Source organism: Pseudomonas psychrophila (assembly GCF_001043005.1).
Lineage (GTDB): Bacteria > Pseudomonadota > Gammaproteobacteria > Pseudomonadales > Pseudomonadaceae > Aquipseudomonas > Aquipseudomonas psychrophila.
In genome coordinates, this window is the sequence record NZ_JYKZ01000010.1 from 136,129 (window position 1) to 152,688 (window position 16,560).

Sequence of the window (16,560 nt, forward strand, 5' to 3'; positions counted from 1 at the left end):
GCGAAGACACAGTTCGGGATAAAACTGATGCCTGAGTCTAGGCCAAACAACGGGTACTAGGCCAGACGTGGCGTCTGGCAAGGTACCCGTTTTTCACGGCAATCAGTCGGCAGCGGGCGCTACGACAGGTTGTTCGCTGAGCTTGTCGGCCAAGCGTACAAAGGCGGCAAGGTCGAGTTGCTCGGGGCGTTTGCTGCCATCGACGCCGGCGGCTTCGATTTCATCGTTGCTGAGCAAGGCTTTAAGGGTGTTGCGCAGGGTTTTGCGGCGCTGGTTGAAGGCTTCACGCACCACGCGTTCAAGCAGTCGATGGTCCTTGGCCGGGTGTGGTAGCACTTCGTGCGGCACCAGGCGGACAATTGCCGAATCAACCTTTGGCGGCGGATTGAAGGCACCAGGACCTACGTTGAACAGGTGTTCGACGCGGCAGTGGTACTGGACCATGATCGAAAGACGACCCCAGTCGCCACCGCCCGGGCCGGCTGCCATGCGTTCAACCACTTCTTTTTGCAGCATGAAGTGCATGTCGCGGATCAGGTCGGCGTTTTTCAGCAGGTGAAAAATCAGCGGTGTGGAGATGTTGTACGGCAGGTTGCCGACCACTCGCAGGGTGCGCGGTGCTGCGTTGAGGCTTTTGAAGTCGAACTTCAGCGCATCACCCTGGTGCAGAGTGAAGTTACTCATCCCTGCGAATTGCCGATTGAGGATCGGGATCAAGTCTTTGTCGAGTTCCACGACGTCAAGTTGGCCACCGCTGTTGAGGATGCCTTCGGTCAGGGCGCCCTGGCCCGGGCCGATCTCCAGCAGGCGATCGTCAGCCTTGGCGTGGATGGCGCGCAGAATGCGGTCAATTACGCCAGCATCGTGCAGGAAGTTCTGGCCAAAACGCTTGCGCGCCTTGTGTTGGTATTGCTCGTTCATATACGGGTCTCGGCCATCTGGTAGGCGGTTTCCAGGGCGACTTGCAGGCTGCCGGTGTCGATCTTGCCGCTACCCGCCAGATCCAGGGCGGTGCCGTGGTCGACAGAGGTGCGGATAATCGGTAAGCCCAGGGTGATGTTGACTGCGGCACCAAACCCTTTGTACTTGAGTACGGGCAGGCCTTGGTCGTGGTACATCGCCAGCACTGCGTCGCAGTGTTCCAGATATTTTGGGGTAAACAGAGTGTCGGCAGGCAGCGGGCCACGCAGGTCCATGCCCTCGCTGCGCAGGCGCTCCAGGGTTGGTTCGATGATATCGATTTCTTCATGGCCTAAATGCCCGCCTTCACCGGCATGGGGATTTAGCCCGCAAACCAGGATACGCGGTTGGGCGATGCCGAATTTTTGTTGCAGGTCGGCGTACAGGATACGGGTAACCCGCATCAGTCGCTCGGGGGTGATTGCATCGCTGACCTGACGCAGTGGCAAGTGAGTGGTTGCCAGAGCCACGCGCAGTCCGCGAGTGGCAAGCATCATCACGACTTGTTCAGTATGAGTCAGGTCGGCGAGGAATTCGGTGTGTCCAGAAAACGGAATACCCGCTTCGTTGATCACGCCTTTATGCACAGGGGCGGTGATCATTCCTGCAAAGTCGCCACTGACGCAGCCTTGGGCCGCGCGGGTCAGGGTTTGCAGCACAAAGGCTGCGTTAGCCTTATCCAGCGTGCCAGCGGTGACGGTGGCATTTAGGGGTGTATCCCATACGTACAAACTGCCTGCAGGTGCCGGTTGCTCGGGCCAGTTGCCAGGTTCTACCGGTAGCAGGCTGACAGCCACACCGAGCTGCGCGGCCCGCTCAATGAGCAGGTCGCGGCTGGTGATGGCGATCAGGGGGTGTGGCTGGTGTTGCGAGGCGAGCAGCAGGCACAGGTCTGGACCTATGCCTGCCGGTTCACCGGGTGTGAGGGCAAAGCGCTGTGTTTTCACTGCGTGGCCTGATCTGCGCTATCTGCTCCGTTAGCACCAGGGAGCTTGATTTCAACATAGGCTTCGTCGCGGATCTGACGCAGCCAGGATTGAAGCTCTTCGTCGTACTTGCGGTTACGCAAAGCGTTCATTGCCTGTTGCTCGCGTGCCTGGGTGGTGCTGTCAGTGGCGCGACGGCCAAGGACTTCCAGAACATGCCAGCCGTATTGGCTTTTGAATGGTTTGGACAACACGCCTTGCGGTGTGTCGGCCATGGCTTCACGGAACTCCGGAACCAGCGAGTTAGGATCAACCCAGTTCAGATCGCCGCCATTCAGAGCGGAACCCGGGTCTTCAGAGTAATTCTTAGCCAGTTCAGCAAAGTCTTCACCGGCGCTGATGCGCTCGTAAAGTTTATCCGCCAGCGCCTTGGTGGCCGCTTCGCTACGAATTTCGCTTGGCTTGATCAGGATGTGGCGAACATGTACTTCGTCCACAACCACTGATTCGCCGCCGCGTTTTGCGTTCAGCTTGAGAATGATGAAGCCGCCAGGCGTACGCACCGGGGGTGTAACGTCACCTACAGGCATCTCGCTGAGCATGCGGTCAAAAGGAGGTGGCAGTTGAGCCGCTTTACGCCAACCCATGTCGCCGCCTTCAAGTGCCGTGTCGCTGCCGGAGCGGGCGATAGCCATTTGGCCGAAGTCCGCGCCTTGCTTGAGCTTGTTGTAGACTTCTTCAGCTTGTTTGGCGGCGTTCTGGATGGCATCCGAGCTCGCGCTCTCAGGCGTTGGGATCAGGATGTTGGCCAGATTGTATTCTTCGGACATCTGCATTTTGCCCAGGTCCGACGCCAGGAAGTTTTTCACTTCCTGATCCGTTACCTGGATGCGCTCAGCCACACGACGTTGACGCACACGACTGATGATCATCTCGCGACGCACCTGCTCACGGGCATCTTCATAAGACAGACCGTCGCGGGCCAGGGCCTGACGGAACTGTTCGATGGTCATGTTATTGCGCTGGGCAATGGTGCCGATAGCCTGGTTCAGCTCTTCATCCGTGATACGGATTCCCGAGCGCTCGCCGAGCTGCAATTGCAGGTTTTCAACGATCAGGCGCTCAAGCACCTGCTGGTCCAGAACGCTGGCAGGCGGTACGCCCTGCCCGCGCTTGGCGATGGTTTGCTGAACTTCGTGGACACGCTGATCCAGTTGGCTCTGCATGATCACGTCGTTATCGACAATGGCCACCACTTTATCCAGGGGCTGTACCGCAGCGCTAGCTGCAGTACCCAGGAACAACGCGCCCAGCATTAGCGGGCGCAGACACTCAGAAAGCTTGATCTTCACGTTCACGATAACCTTGGATGCCTTTGTCGAGGAAGCTCTCTACTTTGGTGCCAACAACGCCACCGAGACCTTTCAGCACAACTTGGAGGAAGAGACCATGGTCGCCCTTCTCGTTAAGAGGGGCTGCTTGGGTGTACTCGTCGTTGGATACCCAATAACGGCTGATCAGACGAAGCTTCCAACAGCAATTGTCGTACTCGAAACCACCGAAGGCTTCCAGGGTACGGTTGCGGTTGTAGTCGTACTGCCAGCGGCTGATGGCATTCCATTGCGGCACGATCGGCCAGATAACCGAGAAGTCGTGCTGCTGGATTTTGTAGTAATCCTTGATGTAACCCGGTTCGCCCTTAGTACCGAAATCGCCACCGCCGACGGTCCACTTGCCGGTGTACTGGTCATAGCGAACCTGGTCGTTGCGATAGCGATAGCCGATGTTGACGACCTTGTTCGGGTTGTCTTCAGGTTGGTAGTGCATCATCGCACTGCCAGAACGCGGGCTGCGGGTTTCCGGATCCCAGTTGTAGTCGGCGGTTGCACGCCAGTCGCGGTTGAAGCGATAAGCGTATTCCAGCGCATAAGGAGACATGCCGGAGGTTGCGTCTTTGCGGTCGTCTTCAATACCAGGCAACTGAACCTTGCGGTCCTTGAAATAGTAGGCCTGGCCCACGCTGATACGTTGACGTTCAAAGCCGTTGTCTTCGATCAGGCGGCTGGTAAGGCCCAGCGACAGCTTGTTCTCGTCGCCGACGCGGTCAGTACCCGTAAAGCGATTGTCACGCCACAGCGAGGAGTAGCTGAAGGTGCTCTCGCTGGTGTCGAAAATCGGGATGTCGTCCTGATTGCGTTCAGGGACATACAGATAGAACGCACGCGGCTCCAGGGTCTGGCGGTAGTTGGTGCCGAACCAGTTGGTGTTGCGGTCGAAGTACAGGCCGCTGTCGACGCTGGCGATTGGCACGCTGCGGCTGACCGAACTGTCGAATTTATCTCCAGCAGCAAGTTGCCCTTTACCCTTGCCATCCAGATCCAGGTCGTACTGCGTATACATGTACTTGAGGGACGGCGTGAGGTAGCCATAACTCCAGTTCAGCGGCAGGCTGACACTCGGAGCAAGGTTCATTCGTGTGCCGTTGGCTCGAGCCAGGCCCGTTACGTTGTTGTCTAGGCGAGGATCTACTGTGCCATCTTCGTTGGTGTAGTTGCCGTTTTCGAGGCTGCGATCGAATCGAACCAGCTCGGTGTTGTAGGCAATGTTCAGGCCGCCCGGTTGCTGTGGCAGTGCACCATTGAGGGTGAGCTGCGGCAGCATGTTGTAAGGCGTGATCTGAGTAACGGTGGCCAGTTGATAGGCCTGTGCGTTCAGCCTGGCGGTGTAGCTGTCGCCACGATAGCTGACAGCACCTTGCTGATTCAGGTAGTCACGGCTTTCAACGCCGATCTGATCACTTTCCAGATCCTGGAAGTAATACGGGTCGCTGATCTTGGTGTAGTCGACTTCGGTCAGTACGCGGGAGTCCAGGCCGCCCTTGTGCTGCCAGTTGAGCATGTAGCGCTTGTCGGTGTAGTCGGTCTGGCGCTTGCGATCGTCGTTGTCGTCGTTGAGGTACGCGGCACCGAACTGACCTTCGCTGGACTCGGTCAGGTAGCGCAGCTCGCCTTCCATCAACAAACCGCGTTTGGTCATGTAGCGCGGGTACAACGTGGCATCGTAGTTCGGTGCCAGGTTGAAGTAGTACGGGGTCACGAGCATAAAGCCGGTGTCGGAGCTGCTGCTGAAAGACGGCGGCAGGAAACCGGACTGGCGGCGATCGTCGATCGGGAAATAAATGTACGGGGTGTAGAACACTGGAATGTCCTTGACCCGCAGTGTCACGTTGGTCGCCGTACCGAAACCGGTAGCCGGGTTCAACGTGATGTTATTGCCCTTGAGCTGCCAGGCGTTGCTGTTTGGCTCGCACGTGGTGTACGTACCGTCCTTGAGTCGGATGATCGAGTCTTCAGCGCGTTTTGCGTACAGTGCACTGCCACGAATGCGCGACTTGTGCAGCACGTATTCGGCGTTATCGACCTTGGCAGCACCCGTGTCCAGTTGAACATCGGCGTGGTCGCCGACGATCAGGGCGCCGTTGTCACGCAGACGCACCTTGCCATTGAGCTCGCCACGGCTTTCAGCCTGATACAGGCTGGCTTCGTCGGCTTCGATCTGCATGCTGCCCTGGCGCATGACGACGTCACCGGCCAGCGTCGCGATCTGCTCTTCCTGCTGATAGCGGGAAGCCTTGGCGCCGATAAAGGTCGGGGAGTCGCTTTTGCTGGTGGGGTCGTTCATGCCCGGACGGATGGGCTCTACGTACGAACCGGAGCAGTACGGACCGGTCTCGGCCAGTTGCGCTGCGGTCAGTTTGTCCCGTGGCACCCAGTCGAGATGGCTGTAGTCGTCACTGCGCGCTTTCAGCGCACGGCCTTTGGCCTCGGTCACCAGCGGGGCCTGTTTGACCTGCTCGCTGGTTTCACCGCTGGCACCGACAGCCCCGTCGGCATGCGCCGGACGCGGTGGCAGTTGCGCCACGCTGGTTTTTGGTGCGCAATCCCAGCCACCCGTAGCCGACACGGAACAGTCATACTGCTCCTCAGCAAAAGCGAACGGCGTGGCTAGAGGTTGCATGGCCAGCAAACTGCCGGTTACCAGCAACGGAAATTTTTTACGAAACGCGGGGGATTTCAATGCCATCTTATTAGTCCGGGCTTCCTGCGTGCCATCAGCCCGCGGTGGGGGACCGCACGCCTATCGATGGTCTGGAAAAGATTCTGGATAATAAAGCATGACCCGCTTGACGGCTAGCACCGTCGGAGACCCTTGTAATGCCTGACCAAGATGTACGCTTGCAACACCTGAAAGTTTGGCTGGATGAGCAGTTGGCAACCTTGTTCGCGAATGAGGGTTGGGGTCCTGTGCCCCCGGCCACGTTGACTGCTGCCAGTAGCGATGCGAGTTTCAGACGCTATTTTCGCTGGGAAGGCGAGGGTCGCAGTTTTGTCGTCATGGATGCGCCGCCGCCCCAGGAAAACTGCAAACCTTTCGTCGATATTGCCGATTTCTTGCGCACCTGCCAGATAAACGTGCCGAAAGTTCATGCTCAGGACCTCGATCGCGGCTTTCTTTTACTCAACGATCTGGGCAACAAAACCTTTCTCGACGTGATTAACAGCGCCAACGCCGATGAGTTGTTCAAGGACGCGATCGAAGCCCTGCTGGCCTTTCAGCAGTTGCCGATGGTCGAGCCTTTGCCCAGCTATGACGTGGCTTTGTTGCGCCGCGAGCTTGAGTTGTTCCCCGAGTGGTACGTACGGGCTCACCTGGGTGTTGACTTCAATGAACAGCAACTGTCTGCCTGGCAACGGATCAGCACACTGCTGATCGACAGTGCGCTGGCACAGCCCAAAGTGCTGGTACACCGCGACTTTATGCCGCGCAACCTGATGCTCAGTATTCCCAATCCTGGCGTGCTGGATTTTCAGGACGCCGTGTATGGCCCGGTGACGTATGACATCACCTGCCTGTTCAAGGACGCCTTTCTAAGCTGGCCCGAAGAGCGGGTGCGTGCCTGGTTGCAGGACTACTGGAAGCTGGCACTGCCCTTGGGTATCCCGGTGCAATCGAACTTTGAGGAGTTCCTGCGCGCCAGCGACCTGATGGGTGTGCAACGGCATTTGAAAGTGATCGGCATTTTTGCCCGCATTTGCCACCGTGATGGCAAGCCGCGTTACCTGGCCGATGTGCCGCGCTTCTTCTCTTATATAGAAGGGGTTTTGGCGCGGCGTCCTGAGTTGGCAGAGTTGGGTGAGCTGTTCGCCAGCCTTGGTCTCGTCAGTGAGGCTGATGCATGAAGGCGATGATTCTGGCTGCCGGCAAGGGCGAGCGCTTGCGGCCATTGACCTTGCACACGCCTAAACCATTGATTTGCGCTGGCGGTGTGCCACTGATCGAGTACCACTTGCGGGCATTGGCGGCCGCGGGCTTTACCGAGATCGTGATCAATCACGCCTGGCTGGGCCAGCAGATTGAAGATCACCTGGGCGACGGTTCGCGTTTTGGTGTCAGCATCCATTACTCCCCGGAGGGCGAGCCGCTTGAAACCGGTGGCGGGATCTTCAAGGCGTTGCCGTTGTTGGGGGATGAACCTTTTGCGGTGGTAAACGGCGATATCTGGACCGATTACGACTTTGGCGCCTTGCGTCAACCGCTGACGGGGCTGGCCCACCTGGTATTGGTGGATAACCCGGCGCATCACACTACGGGAGATTTCTGCCTGATCGGCAAGCAGGTTGAAGATGGGGTGTCGGGTGGCGATACGCTGACCTACAGCGGTATTGCAGTGCTCCACCCTGTGCTGTTTAAAGAATGCGCTGCGGGTGCATTCAAGCTGGCACCGCTACTGCGCAAGGCAATGGCCGCAGGGCAAGTGACGGGTGAGCGTTTACTCGGGCATTGGGTCGATGTGGGCACGCATGAGCGCTTGGCCGAGGTCGAGTCGCTGATTGAGGGCGCTCGCTAACATGCTATGGCCAGGGACTCTTGTTGGAGCCGGAGCGGGTTTTTTTATTGCCAGCATTCCGGGGGCCATGCTCGGTGCTTTATTAGGGCAAGCGCTGGACCGGCGCTTGCAACTGCACAGTTGGGCACACCTGCTTGAGCGCCTTGGCGCCCGGCCGGTGTTGCGCAACGATGAGCTGTTGTTTTTGCTGCTCGGTCGGCTGGCAAAAAGCGGTGGGCGAGTGGTGGACAAACATATCGAGCAGGCGCGGCTTGAAATGCGTCAGCTCGACATGGAGCCCGCAGCGCAGAAGCGTGCCATTGCCGCGTTCAATCGCGGCAAGTCCGGCAATGATTCGCTGCGTGGCTACCTGCGGCGTCTTAAAGCTCAGCCCCATGCGGCAGAAGGTGTGTTGCGGGCCTGCTGGCGGATGATACTGGCTGATGGCCGTGTTGCGCCCCAGGAACGAGAGTTGATTGCACTCTGGGGGGGCTGGCTGGGCTGGACACGGCAGCGGGTTCTGGCACTGGGGGGCGAATATGACGTCCATAAAAAACCGCTGGCGACTCGCGGCGGTACTTATCAGCAATCATTGAATTTGCTGGGGGTGACGGCCACCAGTGATCCTGAGCAGATCAAGCGCGCCTATCGACGGCTGCTCAGCCGTCATCATCCTGACAAGGTTGCTGGCACAGGTGCCAGTGCAGTTCAGGTGCGAGAGGCCACGGAAAAAACCCGTGAGCTGCATCAGGCCTACGCTTTTATTCGTGAACAGCGCGGGTTTTAGCGCCGTTCACTTATCCACAGGCTGCGGGCTGAGCCAGCCGCGAACTCGACGAAACAGTTGCTCCTGTTCGCCATCCCGGTTTCCTGGGGTGGCGAACAATCCCACTTGCTTGAAATTCGACCCGTTGGCGCGCTTGCTTGCCTGCACCCTTTGCAAGGCGGCTTCGCGGGCGAGTGGTTGGTCTTTATAGAAGATATCCAGCAGTGCCACGTTGAGGCCAGCTGTCAGTTGACTCAACTCTGACGTGGCCTGAACGGGGTTGCGAGCAGAAATCATGATCAGTTTCTGGATCTGGGCCGGATGCTTTGCGCTGATATAACGCGATGCCCAGTAGGCGCCCGTGCCATGGCCGAGCAAGACAATACTGCGCATGTTGTGTTGCTGGGCATAGGAAATAGCTGCGTCGATGCGAGCAAAGATGCGTTCGGCATCAGCTTCGTTCAAAGCATCTACGGTTTGAGCGGTCTCGGGCTCCGCATTTTCGGTGCCAGCACTGGCCGCCTGCTCGATGGGTTTGGCTGTGGTGCTGGCTGCTTTGCTGCTACTGTCTGTCGTTAATGACGTAGGAGTTTTTTCTGCTTCGACTTCTCGCGCCTGACTGGCTTCGCTTTGCATGTCCGGCAAGCTCAGACTCAAACTGGCCCAGTCGGCGTTCGGCAGCTTATTGCGCAGAGGGCCTACCACCAGCGGCCAGTCGGCGGTTTCGCCGGCCCCGGGGATGATGATTACCGCACCTTTGGGGGCGTTGCTATTGGCAGGTTTCCAGAGGGTAAGAAAACTGTCGCCCGGCGCTTGAAGCTGTTGCTGTTCGTGCTGCGGAACTTGTCGCTCAAGAGCGGCGGCGTCTTCCTGGCTGCGCTCGGGCAGCGGCTCACGCACGGCAGGTTTGGGCTGGGCCTCGGTTTCGGTTGCAAGCGCAGGCGAGGCGAGTGGCAACAACAGCGACAAGCACAAGGCCGGCAATGCCAGACGATAAGAAAACATCAGTTATTCCAGGCCAGAAGTAGTCCCGGCAGCGTAATGGGTTGATCAGTATTTGTCAGGGTGTGGGCGTTTAGATGAGACGTTTTTGCTATCTGTGGGTTATCGGCTGGTTATGGCTGCCCTTAATGGGCAATGCGGCGTCTGTGCCTGCGGCCCAACTGTCGGCGGATCAACGCGAGTGGCTGGCCCAGCACAAGGAACTTCGGGTGGGACTGGTCTTGCAGGCGCCCTATGCCAAGTTTGATCAGCGGTTGCAGCAGCTTTCGGGAGCCAACGTCGAGCTGATGAAGTGGCTGGCTCAGGCGCTGGATGTCGAACTGATATGGCGCAACTATCAGGACCTGGCACAACTTGAACAAGCTGCCCGTGCCGGAGAAATCGATCTAGTGCCCGGGTTGACCCAAACCCCCGCGGGTTTGCGGTTGTGGCAGTTTTCCGATCCTTACATGCGTGTGCCCCAGTTATTGGTGGGCACGCGCAATGGCACCGGTTCGGTGGATCTGGAGAGAGTCGACAGCCAGACCCGGGTCGCGGTGCGCATGCCCAGTGCCACGGCCGATTTTTTGCGCAGCAGTTACCCCGGCCTCAACTTGCAAGGTGTGCCTCTGGAGCGCCAGGCCCTGCAACTGTTGCTCAGTCAGCAAGCGACTTATGCCGTCATCGATGAGGCACAGCTCAGTCGTTTGTCTGTCGAACCGGAGTTCGCAGAGCTGGCCGTGGTGGGTGATGTAGGTTTGCCGCAGTTGTTGCGGGTGGCGACGCGCCGCGACTGGCCGCAGTTGGCCGGCATCGTTGAGCGCGGGTTGCATGCGATCCCGGCGCGGGACATGGAGCAACTGCACAGCCGCTGGCTGCAGCCCAAGTATCCGCATCTTGGGCCATCGCCCGGCTTTTGGCAGAACCTGAGCCTGCTGATGGGTGCGCTGTTACTGGCCAGCATGGCGATTGTGGTGTGGCAGCGTCGTCAGCAAACAGGACTGGAGCGCGCTTTACTCAGCGCACGTGAAGACATCGTCTTGCGTACGGCCAGCGCCCAGGCGCTACGCTTGAGCCAGTTCTCGATCGACCAAAGCCCGGTGGGTATTTTATGGGTCAACTGGGACAGTCACGTGCGCTATGCCAATCGGGCGGCGGAAGTCATGCTCGGCTACCAGCCGGGGGCTGTGCTGGATCGACCGTTAAGCGATTTTGAACCGGGCCTGAACATGGACCGCTGGCTGAATATGTGGCGGCGCGCGCGAAATCGAAAAGAGGGCGTGCACCGCAGTGAAACCCTCTGCGTTCGCGCCGATGGCAGTGAGTTTCCCGCCGATGTGACCTTGAGTTTTCTGCGTTTTCAGACGGCAGAATATTTGGTGGTATACCTCAATGACATCACTGAGCGGCACCGGGTGCAGGCCGCCTTGCAAGAAAGCGATGCGCGCTTACAGGGGATTGCCGCCAACGTCCCGGGGCTTGTCTTTCGTCTGGAACGCTCGTTGCTGACGGGCGAGTTGGACTTCCCCTACATCAGTGAAGGCAGCGAAAGCCTGGCCGGTTTTTCCCCGGCTACGCTGCGCCTGCGCGAGGTAGGGCTGCGCAGCCTAGTGCATCCTGATGACAGGGCTGATTACCATCGTGTGCAGGATCTGGCGTTGGACAGTGACAGTGACTGGTCATGGCAAGGTCGGATTTTGACCCGCCAAGGCGAGCAGCGCTGGGCCGAGATCAAAGCGATTACCCGTCGTCTGGATGATGGCACCGTAGTGTGGGACGGTATTGTCTGGGATATCAGCGAGAGCAAACGTATTGAACTCGAGCTGGACAGCTCCCGTGGGCAGTTGCGCGAATTGTCTGCGCACCTTGAAAGCGTGCGCGAAGAAGAGAAGGCGCGCATCGCCCGTGAAGTTCATGATGAGTTGGGGCAGATGTTGACGGTGCTCAAGTTGGAAACCTCGATGTGCGAGCTGGCGTATGCGCAGCTGGACCCAGGGTTGAATGAGCGGCTCAACAGCATGAAAAAGTTGATTGCCCAGCTCTTCCAGTTAGTGCGCGACGTGGCTACGTCACTGCGTCCGCCGATTCTGGATGCGGGTATCAGCTCGGCCATCGAGTGGCAGGCCAGACGCTTTGAAGCGCGTACGCACATCCCGTGTCTGGTTCAGGTGCCGGAGCACTTGCCGCCGCTTGGTGCGGCCAAGGAAGTGGGCTTGTTCCGCATCTTGCAAGAGGCTCTGACCAATGTGATGCGCCATGCCCATGCGCACACGGTTGAGTTGACCTTGAGTGTGGAGGGCAAGGATCTGTGCCTGAGTATCAGCGATGATGGGCAAGGCTTTGTGCCTGCGACTGGCAGGCCGACTTCCTTCGGCGTTGTGGGGATGCGAGAGCGGGTCTTGATGTTGGGTGGAACCTTGTTTTTGCACAGTGTTCCGGGGGAGGGAACGACCCTGATTGTACGCGTGCCCTTGGTTGATAAAAGTTGATGAGGAAATGCTCGTGATTCGTGTACTGGTAGCAGAAGACCACACCATTGTGCGTGAAGGGATCAAGCAATTGATCGGCCTGGCCAAAGACCTGCTGGTAGTCGGTGAGGCCAGCAATGGCGAGCAGTTGCTGGAAACCTTGCGTCATGTGCCATGTGAGGTGGTACTGCTGGACATCTCCATGCCGGGGGTCAATGGCCTTGAAGCGATACCTCGTATTCGGGCCTTAAACAATCCACCGGCGATTCTGGTGTTGTCGATGCACGATGAAGCGCAAATGGCGGCACGGGCGCTGAAGTTTGGCGCGGCGGGCTATGCCACCAAAGACAGCGATCCGGCACTACTGCTGATGGCGATCCGCAAGGTCGCGGCAGGAGGGCGCTACATCGACCCGGACCTGGCTGACCGTATGGTGTTCGAAGTCGGCCTGACTGATTCAAGACCCTTACATGCCTTGCTGTCCGAACGTGAGTTTTCGGTGTTCAAGCGCCTGGCCCAGGGCGTTAACGTCAATGACATTGCCCAGCAGCTGGCGCTGAGCAGCAAGACCATCAGCACCCACAAGGCGCGGTTGATGCAAAAGCTCAATGTCACGTCGCTGGCCGAACTGGTGAAGTACGCGATGGAACATAAGTTGTTGTAGCGTGACTTCGTAGCAGCTGCCGAAGGCTGCGTCCTGTTGCGCAGCGACCGTGAATCCTGAGTCCCGGGTCTGCCTGGCCCAGCGCGCTTTGCGGTTCTGCGACGACTGCATCGTCGAACGCAGCCTCGCTCCTTCGGCAGCTGCTACGGGATGATGTTTTGTGCTGGCATATCTGTTTACGACCCTGGTTGGCCGACCCCGGGCCCTGCTGCAGGGTTTGCCGCGCCTAACCGTTCTATTCACGACATCCCTGTAGGGCAATCCCTACCCAAAGCTTTCCAACCTCCTGATGTGAATCTCTCTTGCCTCCCGATTTCTGTGGGGTAGCCGCTTCTTTAGTCTTGGCCTACGGCAGTCCAAAACAAAAGGTGTGGTTATGAGTGAGGTCGGTGCAAGCGCTGGGGCGGATGAGATTCTGGTCAGCTTTCGTGGCGTGCAAAAGAGCTACGACGGTGAAAACCTGATCGTCAAAGATCTCAATCTGGAGATTCGCAAAGGCGAGTTCCTGACCTTGCTCGGGCCTTCCGGTTCGGGCAAAACCACCAGCCTGATGATGCTGGCCGGTTTCGAGACGCCCACTGCCGGTGAAATTTTGCTGGCCGGGCGCTCAATCAACAACGTGCCGCCACACAAGCGCGACATTGGCATGGTGTTTCAAAACTATGCGTTGTTCCCGCACATGACCGTGGCCGAAAACCTCGGCTTTCCCCTGTCGGTGCGCGGGTTGAACCGAACCGATATCAGTCAGCGGGTCAAACGGGTGCTGAGCATGGTTCAGCTCGACGCCTTCGCCCAGCGCTACCCGGCCCAGCTGTCTGGCGGCCAGCAGCAACGCGTGGCGCTGGCCCGTGCGCTGGTGTTCGAGCCGCAGCTGGTGCTGATGGATGAACCCTTGGGGGCGCTGGACAAACAACTGCGTGAACACATGCAGATGGAAATCAAACACCTGCACCAACGCCTGGGCGTGACCGTGGTCTACGTGACCCACGACCAGGGTGAAGCGCTGACCATGTCCGATCGCGTTGCCGTGTTTCACCAAGGTGAAATCCAGCAAATCGCTCCGCCGCGCATGCTCTATGAAGAGCCGAAAAACACTTTTGTTGCCAACTTTATCGGCGAGAACAACCGGCTCAATGGCCGCCTGCACAGCCAGGACGGCGATCGTTGTGTGGTCGAGCTGAGCCGGGGCGAGAAAGTCCAGGCCCTGGCGGTGAATGTCGGTCGTACAGGTGATCCGGTGACCCTGTCGATTCGCCCTGAACGTATCAGCCTCAATGGTTCCAGCGAGTCGTGCGCCAATCGGTTCTCGGGTCGGGTTGAGGAGTTTATCTACCTGGGCGACCACGTCCGGGTGCGCCTGGAAGTCTGCGGCATGAACGATTTCTTTGTGAAACAGCCGATTGCCGAGCTGGACCCCACCCTGGCTGTCGGCGACGTCGTGCCACTGGGCTGGCAGGTCGAACATGTACGTGCGCTGGACCCTCTCTTAGAGGCGAATTGATCGCCCCGGCTTCACCAACCCTGCACAGTGGAGAATAACAATGCATACATCCTTCAAGTTCACGGCCTTAAGTCTGGGCCTGATGTTTGCGGCCAATGCACTGGCCGCAACCGATCTGACCGTGGTGTCGTTTGGCGGCGCAAACAAGGCCGCTCAGGTCAAAGCGTTTTACGCCCCTTGGGAAGCCAAGGGCGAAGGCAAGATCATTGCCGGGGAATACAACGGTGAAATGGCCAAGATCAAGGCCATGGTCGACACCAAAAGTATCTCTTGGGACCTGGTAGAAGTGGAGTCCCCGGAGCTGTCCCGCGGTTGCGACGAGGACATGTTCGAACCGCTGGACCCGGCGCTGTTCGGCAATCCTGATCAATATGTCAAAGGCGCAATTCAGTCCTGTGGGGCGGGTTTCTTTGTGTGGTCCACTGTTCTTGCCTACAACGCCGACAAGCTGAAAACTGCACCGACCAGTTGGGCGGACTTTTGGGACACCAAAACCTTCCCGGGCAAACGCGGGCTGCGCAAAGGCGCCAAGTACACCCTGGAATTCGCGTTGATGGCTGATGGTGTCGCGCCCAAGGATGTGTACACCGTGCTGGCGAGCAAGGACGGTCAGAACCGCGCCTTTAAAAAACTCGATGAACTCAAGCCAAGCATTCAGTGGTGGGAAGCGGGCGCGCAGCCGCCTCAATACCTGGCTTCTGGCGATGTGGTGATGAGCTCGGCCTACAACGGTCGAATCGCTGCCGTGCAAAAAGAAAGCAATCTGAAAATCGTGTGGAACGGCGGCATTTACGACTTTGATGCATGGGCCATCCCTAAAGGGCTGGGTAAAGCCAAGGCGGACGCAGCGAAGAAATTCATGGCCTTCACCCTGCTGCCTCAACAGCAAAGCGTTTACTCGCAAAACATCGCTTACGGCCCGGCCAACAAGGACGCGATGCCATTGCTGCCTAAAGAGGTTCAGGCCGACATGCCGACAGCCCCGCAAAACATTGCCAACCAGGTACAGATCGACGTCAGCTTCTGGGCTGACAACGGTGAGCAACTGGAACAGCGCTTCAACGCCTGGGCTGCCAAGTAAGCAGACCTGATCTGCGGTGCGACCCATCGGGTCGCACCGCCATCGTTTAAAGTTTTTCGGAGTTCGCCATGGCCGTCGCCGTTCCCCTGAACGAGGTCTCCAGCCCCACCTTGAAGAAGCGCCTGGCGCATGCCGAGCGGATCAACCGCTGGAAGGCGCAGGCGCTGATTGCACCCTTGGTGATCTTTTTGCTGCTGGTGTTTCTGGTACCGATTGCGGCACTGCTCTACAAAAGTGTCGGTAACCCGGAGGTGGTCGAGGGTTTGCCGCGCACGGTGGTTGCCGTTGAAAGCTGGGACGGCAAGGGTTTGCCCGCCGAGCCTGTGTATAAGGCACTGAGTGAAGACTTGGCTGAAGCTCGCAAGAATCAAGTCTTGGGCGATCTGTCCAAGCGTCTGAATATGGAATTGGCCGGCTACCGTAGCCTGTTGATGAAAACCGCCAAGGCGCTGCCCTTCAAGGCTGCCCCAGAATCGTACAAAGATGCGATGGAAGGGATTGATGAGCGTTGGGGCGACCCGGCGTACTGGCAGGCGATCAAACGTAACAGCTCCAGCGTGACTGCGTTTTATCTGCTGGCGGCTGTCGATCATCGCATCGACGATCTGGGCGAAATCGCGCAGGCCACGCCTGATCAGTCGATCTATCTGGATATCTTCGCCCGTACCTTCTGGATGGGCTTTGTGATCACCTGTATTTGCCTGGTGCTGGCCTACCCGTTGGCGTACTTGCTGGCCAACCTGCCAACACGGCAAAGCAACCTGTTGATGATCCTGGTGCTGTTGCCGTTCTGGACCTCGGTGTTGGTGCGGGTCGCGTCCTGGATTGTGTTGCTGCAGTCGGGCGGCCTGATCAATAGCGCACTGATCAGCATCGGCCTGATCGACAAGCCGCTGGAACTGGTGTTCAACCGCACCGGGGTCTACATCTCGATGGTGCACATACTGTTGCCGTTCATGATTCTGCCGATCTACAGCGTGATGAAAGGTATCTCGCCTACCTATATGCGTGCAGCCATCTCACTGGGTTGTCATCCATTTGCTAGCTTCTGGCGGGTGTACTTCCCGCAGACTTATGCCGGTATTGGGGCGGGTTGCTTGCTGGTATTCATCATTGCGATTGGTTACTACATCACCCCGGCCTTGCTTGGCAGCCCGAACGACCAGATGGTCAGCTACTTCGTGGCGTTCTACACCAACACCAGCATCAACTGGGGTATGGCGACAGCATTGGGCGGCTTGTTGTTGCTGGCGACCGTCGTGTTGTACCTGATGTACAACTGGCTGGTCGGCGCCAGCCGCCTGCGTTTGAGTTAAGGAGAGCGCC

At 58.3% G+C, this 16,560-nt stretch carries 13 protein-coding genes; 8 read left to right on the top strand and 5 right to left on the bottom strand.

Going from position 1 to position 16,560, the window contains the following annotated elements; translation table 11 throughout:
* Nucleotides 1-102: 102 nt before the first annotated feature.
* From rsmA to TU76_RS19185, 4 genes are read right to left on the bottom strand one after another with little or no spacing between them, the layout of a single operon-like run.
* Nucleotides 103-921 carry a 16S rRNA (adenine(1518)-N(6)/adenine(1519)-N(6))-dimethyltransferase RsmA gene (rsmA, locus tag TU76_RS19170; protein ID WP_019823089.1) on the bottom strand — a complete coding sequence of 273 codons (819 nt, stop codon included), beginning with the start codon at nucleotides 919-921 and terminating at the stop codon, nucleotides 103-105.
* Nucleotides 918-1,907 carry a 4-hydroxythreonine-4-phosphate dehydrogenase PdxA gene (pdxA, locus tag TU76_RS19175; protein WP_048352334.1) on the bottom strand — a complete coding sequence of 330 codons (990 nt, stop codon included), beginning with the start codon at nucleotides 1,905-1,907 and terminating at the stop codon, nucleotides 918-920. Before pdxA ends, rsmA begins: the two co-directional genes overlap by 4 nt.
* The gene (surA, locus tag TU76_RS19180) at nucleotides 1,904-3,238 is read right to left on the bottom strand and encodes a peptidylprolyl isomerase SurA (protein WP_019823093.1); all 1,335 of its coding nucleotides are present in this window, start codon (nucleotides 3,236-3,238) and stop codon (nucleotides 1,904-1,906) included. The genes pdxA and surA overlap by 4 nt, the downstream gene beginning before the upstream one ends.
* On the bottom strand, nucleotides 3,219-5,969 hold the full coding sequence (locus TU76_RS19185) for an LPS-assembly protein LptD (protein ID WP_048352335.1): 2,751 nt from the start codon (nucleotides 5,967-5,969) through the stop codon (nucleotides 3,219-3,221). Before TU76_RS19185 ends, surA begins: the two co-directional genes overlap by 20 nt.
* Nucleotides 5,970-6,100: 131 nt before the next feature.
* On the opposite strand from TU76_RS19185, the gene TU76_RS19190 reads away from it, so the two are divergent.
* Genes TU76_RS19190 through TU76_RS19200 form a run of 3 tightly spaced genes read left to right on the top strand, consistent with a single transcriptional unit; the run spans nucleotide 6,101 to nucleotide 8,560 of the window.
* Entirely contained in the window at nucleotides 6,101-7,126 is a 1,026-nt protein-coding gene (locus TU76_RS19190) for an aminoglycoside phosphotransferase family protein (RefSeq protein WP_048352336.1), read from the top strand.
* Entirely contained in the window at nucleotides 7,123-7,794 is a 672-nt protein-coding gene (gene murU / locus TU76_RS19195) for an N-acetylmuramate alpha-1-phosphate uridylyltransferase MurU (RefSeq protein ID WP_019823099.1), read from the top strand. Before TU76_RS19190 ends, murU begins: the two co-directional genes overlap by 4 nt.
* Before the next feature lies 1 nt (nucleotide 7,795).
* Nucleotides 7,796-8,560, top strand: a complete 765-nt coding sequence (locus tag TU76_RS19200; protein ID WP_046809277.1) for a DnaJ domain-containing protein — start codon at nucleotides 7,796-7,798, stop codon at nucleotides 8,558-8,560.
* Between the two features lie 6 nt (nucleotides 8,561-8,566).
* On the opposite strand, the gene TU76_RS19205 is transcribed toward TU76_RS19200, so the two are convergent.
* Nucleotides 8,567-9,544, bottom strand: a complete 978-nt coding sequence (locus TU76_RS19205; RefSeq protein WP_048352337.1) for an alpha/beta hydrolase family protein — start codon at nucleotides 9,542-9,544, stop codon at nucleotides 8,567-8,569.
* A gap of 74 nt (nucleotides 9,545-9,618) precedes the next feature.
* On the opposite strand from TU76_RS19205, the gene TU76_RS19210 reads away from it, so the two are divergent.
* The 5 genes from TU76_RS19210 to TU76_RS19230 all read left to right on the top strand — a co-directional run bounded on the left by TU76_RS19210 (nucleotide 9,619) and on the right by TU76_RS19230 (nucleotide 16,550).
* Complete coding sequence (locus tag TU76_RS19210; RefSeq protein WP_037031842.1) at nucleotides 9,619-12,009, top strand: PAS domain-containing sensor histidine kinase; 2,391 nt, start codon at nucleotides 9,619-9,621, stop codon at nucleotides 12,007-12,009.
* A gap of 7 nt (nucleotides 12,010-12,016) precedes the next feature.
* On the top strand, nucleotides 12,017-12,652 hold the full coding sequence (locus TU76_RS19215; RefSeq protein ID WP_173667387.1) for a response regulator: 636 nt from the start codon (nucleotides 12,017-12,019) through the stop codon (nucleotides 12,650-12,652).
* 376 nt (nucleotides 12,653-13,028) lie between these two features.
* Nucleotides 13,029-14,153 carry an ABC transporter ATP-binding protein gene (locus TU76_RS19220; RefSeq protein ID WP_019823108.1) on the top strand — a complete coding sequence of 375 codons (1,125 nt, stop codon included), beginning with the start codon at nucleotides 13,029-13,031 and terminating at the stop codon, nucleotides 14,151-14,153.
* Nucleotides 14,154-14,193: 40 nt separating this feature from the next.
* Nucleotides 14,194-15,234: an ABC transporter substrate-binding protein gene (locus TU76_RS19225; RefSeq protein ID WP_019823109.1), complete on the top strand. Its 1,041-nt coding sequence runs from the start codon at nucleotides 14,194-14,196 to the stop codon at nucleotides 15,232-15,234.
* Nucleotides 15,235-15,302: 68 nt separating this feature from the next.
* Complete coding sequence (locus tag TU76_RS19230) at nucleotides 15,303-16,550, top strand: ABC transporter permease (protein ID WP_046810030.1); 1,248 nt, start codon at nucleotides 15,303-15,305, stop codon at nucleotides 16,548-16,550.
* Nucleotides 16,551-16,560 lie beyond the last annotated feature (10 nt).

Coding starts and splice junctions, on each gene's coding strand:
- rsmA (WP_019823089.1), bottom strand. CDS start 921: ATGAACGAGCAATACCAACACAAGGCGCGCAAGCGTTTTGGCCAGAAC.
- TU76_RS19185 (WP_048352335.1), bottom strand. CDS start 5,969: ATGGCATTGAAATCCCCCGCGTTTCGTAAAAAATTTCCGTTGCTGGTA.
- TU76_RS19190 (WP_048352336.1), top strand. CDS start 6,101: ATGCCTGACCAAGATGTACGCTTGCAACACCTGAAAGTTTGGCTGGAT.
- murU (WP_019823099.1), top strand. CDS start 7,123: ATGAAGGCGATGATTCTGGCTGCCGGCAAGGGCGAGCGCTTGCGGCCA.
- TU76_RS19200 (WP_046809277.1), top strand. CDS start 7,796: ATGCTATGGCCAGGGACTCTTGTTGGAGCCGGAGCGGGTTTTTTTATT.
- TU76_RS19205 (WP_048352337.1), bottom strand. CDS start 9,544: ATGTTTTCTTATCGTCTGGCATTGCCGGCCTTGTGCTTGTCGCTGTTG.
- TU76_RS19210 (WP_037031842.1), top strand. CDS start 9,619: ATGAGACGTTTTTGCTATCTGTGGGTTATCGGCTGGTTATGGCTGCCC.
- TU76_RS19215 (WP_173667387.1), top strand. CDS start 12,017: ATGCTCGTGATTCGTGTACTGGTAGCAGAAGACCACACCATTGTGCGT.
- TU76_RS19220 (WP_019823108.1), top strand. CDS start 13,029: ATGAGTGAGGTCGGTGCAAGCGCTGGGGCGGATGAGATTCTGGTCAGC.
- TU76_RS19225 (WP_019823109.1), top strand. CDS start 14,194: ATGCATACATCCTTCAAGTTCACGGCCTTAAGTCTGGGCCTGATGTTT.
- TU76_RS19230 (WP_046810030.1), top strand. CDS start 15,303: ATGGCCGTCGCCGTTCCCCTGAACGAGGTCTCCAGCCCCACCTTGAAG.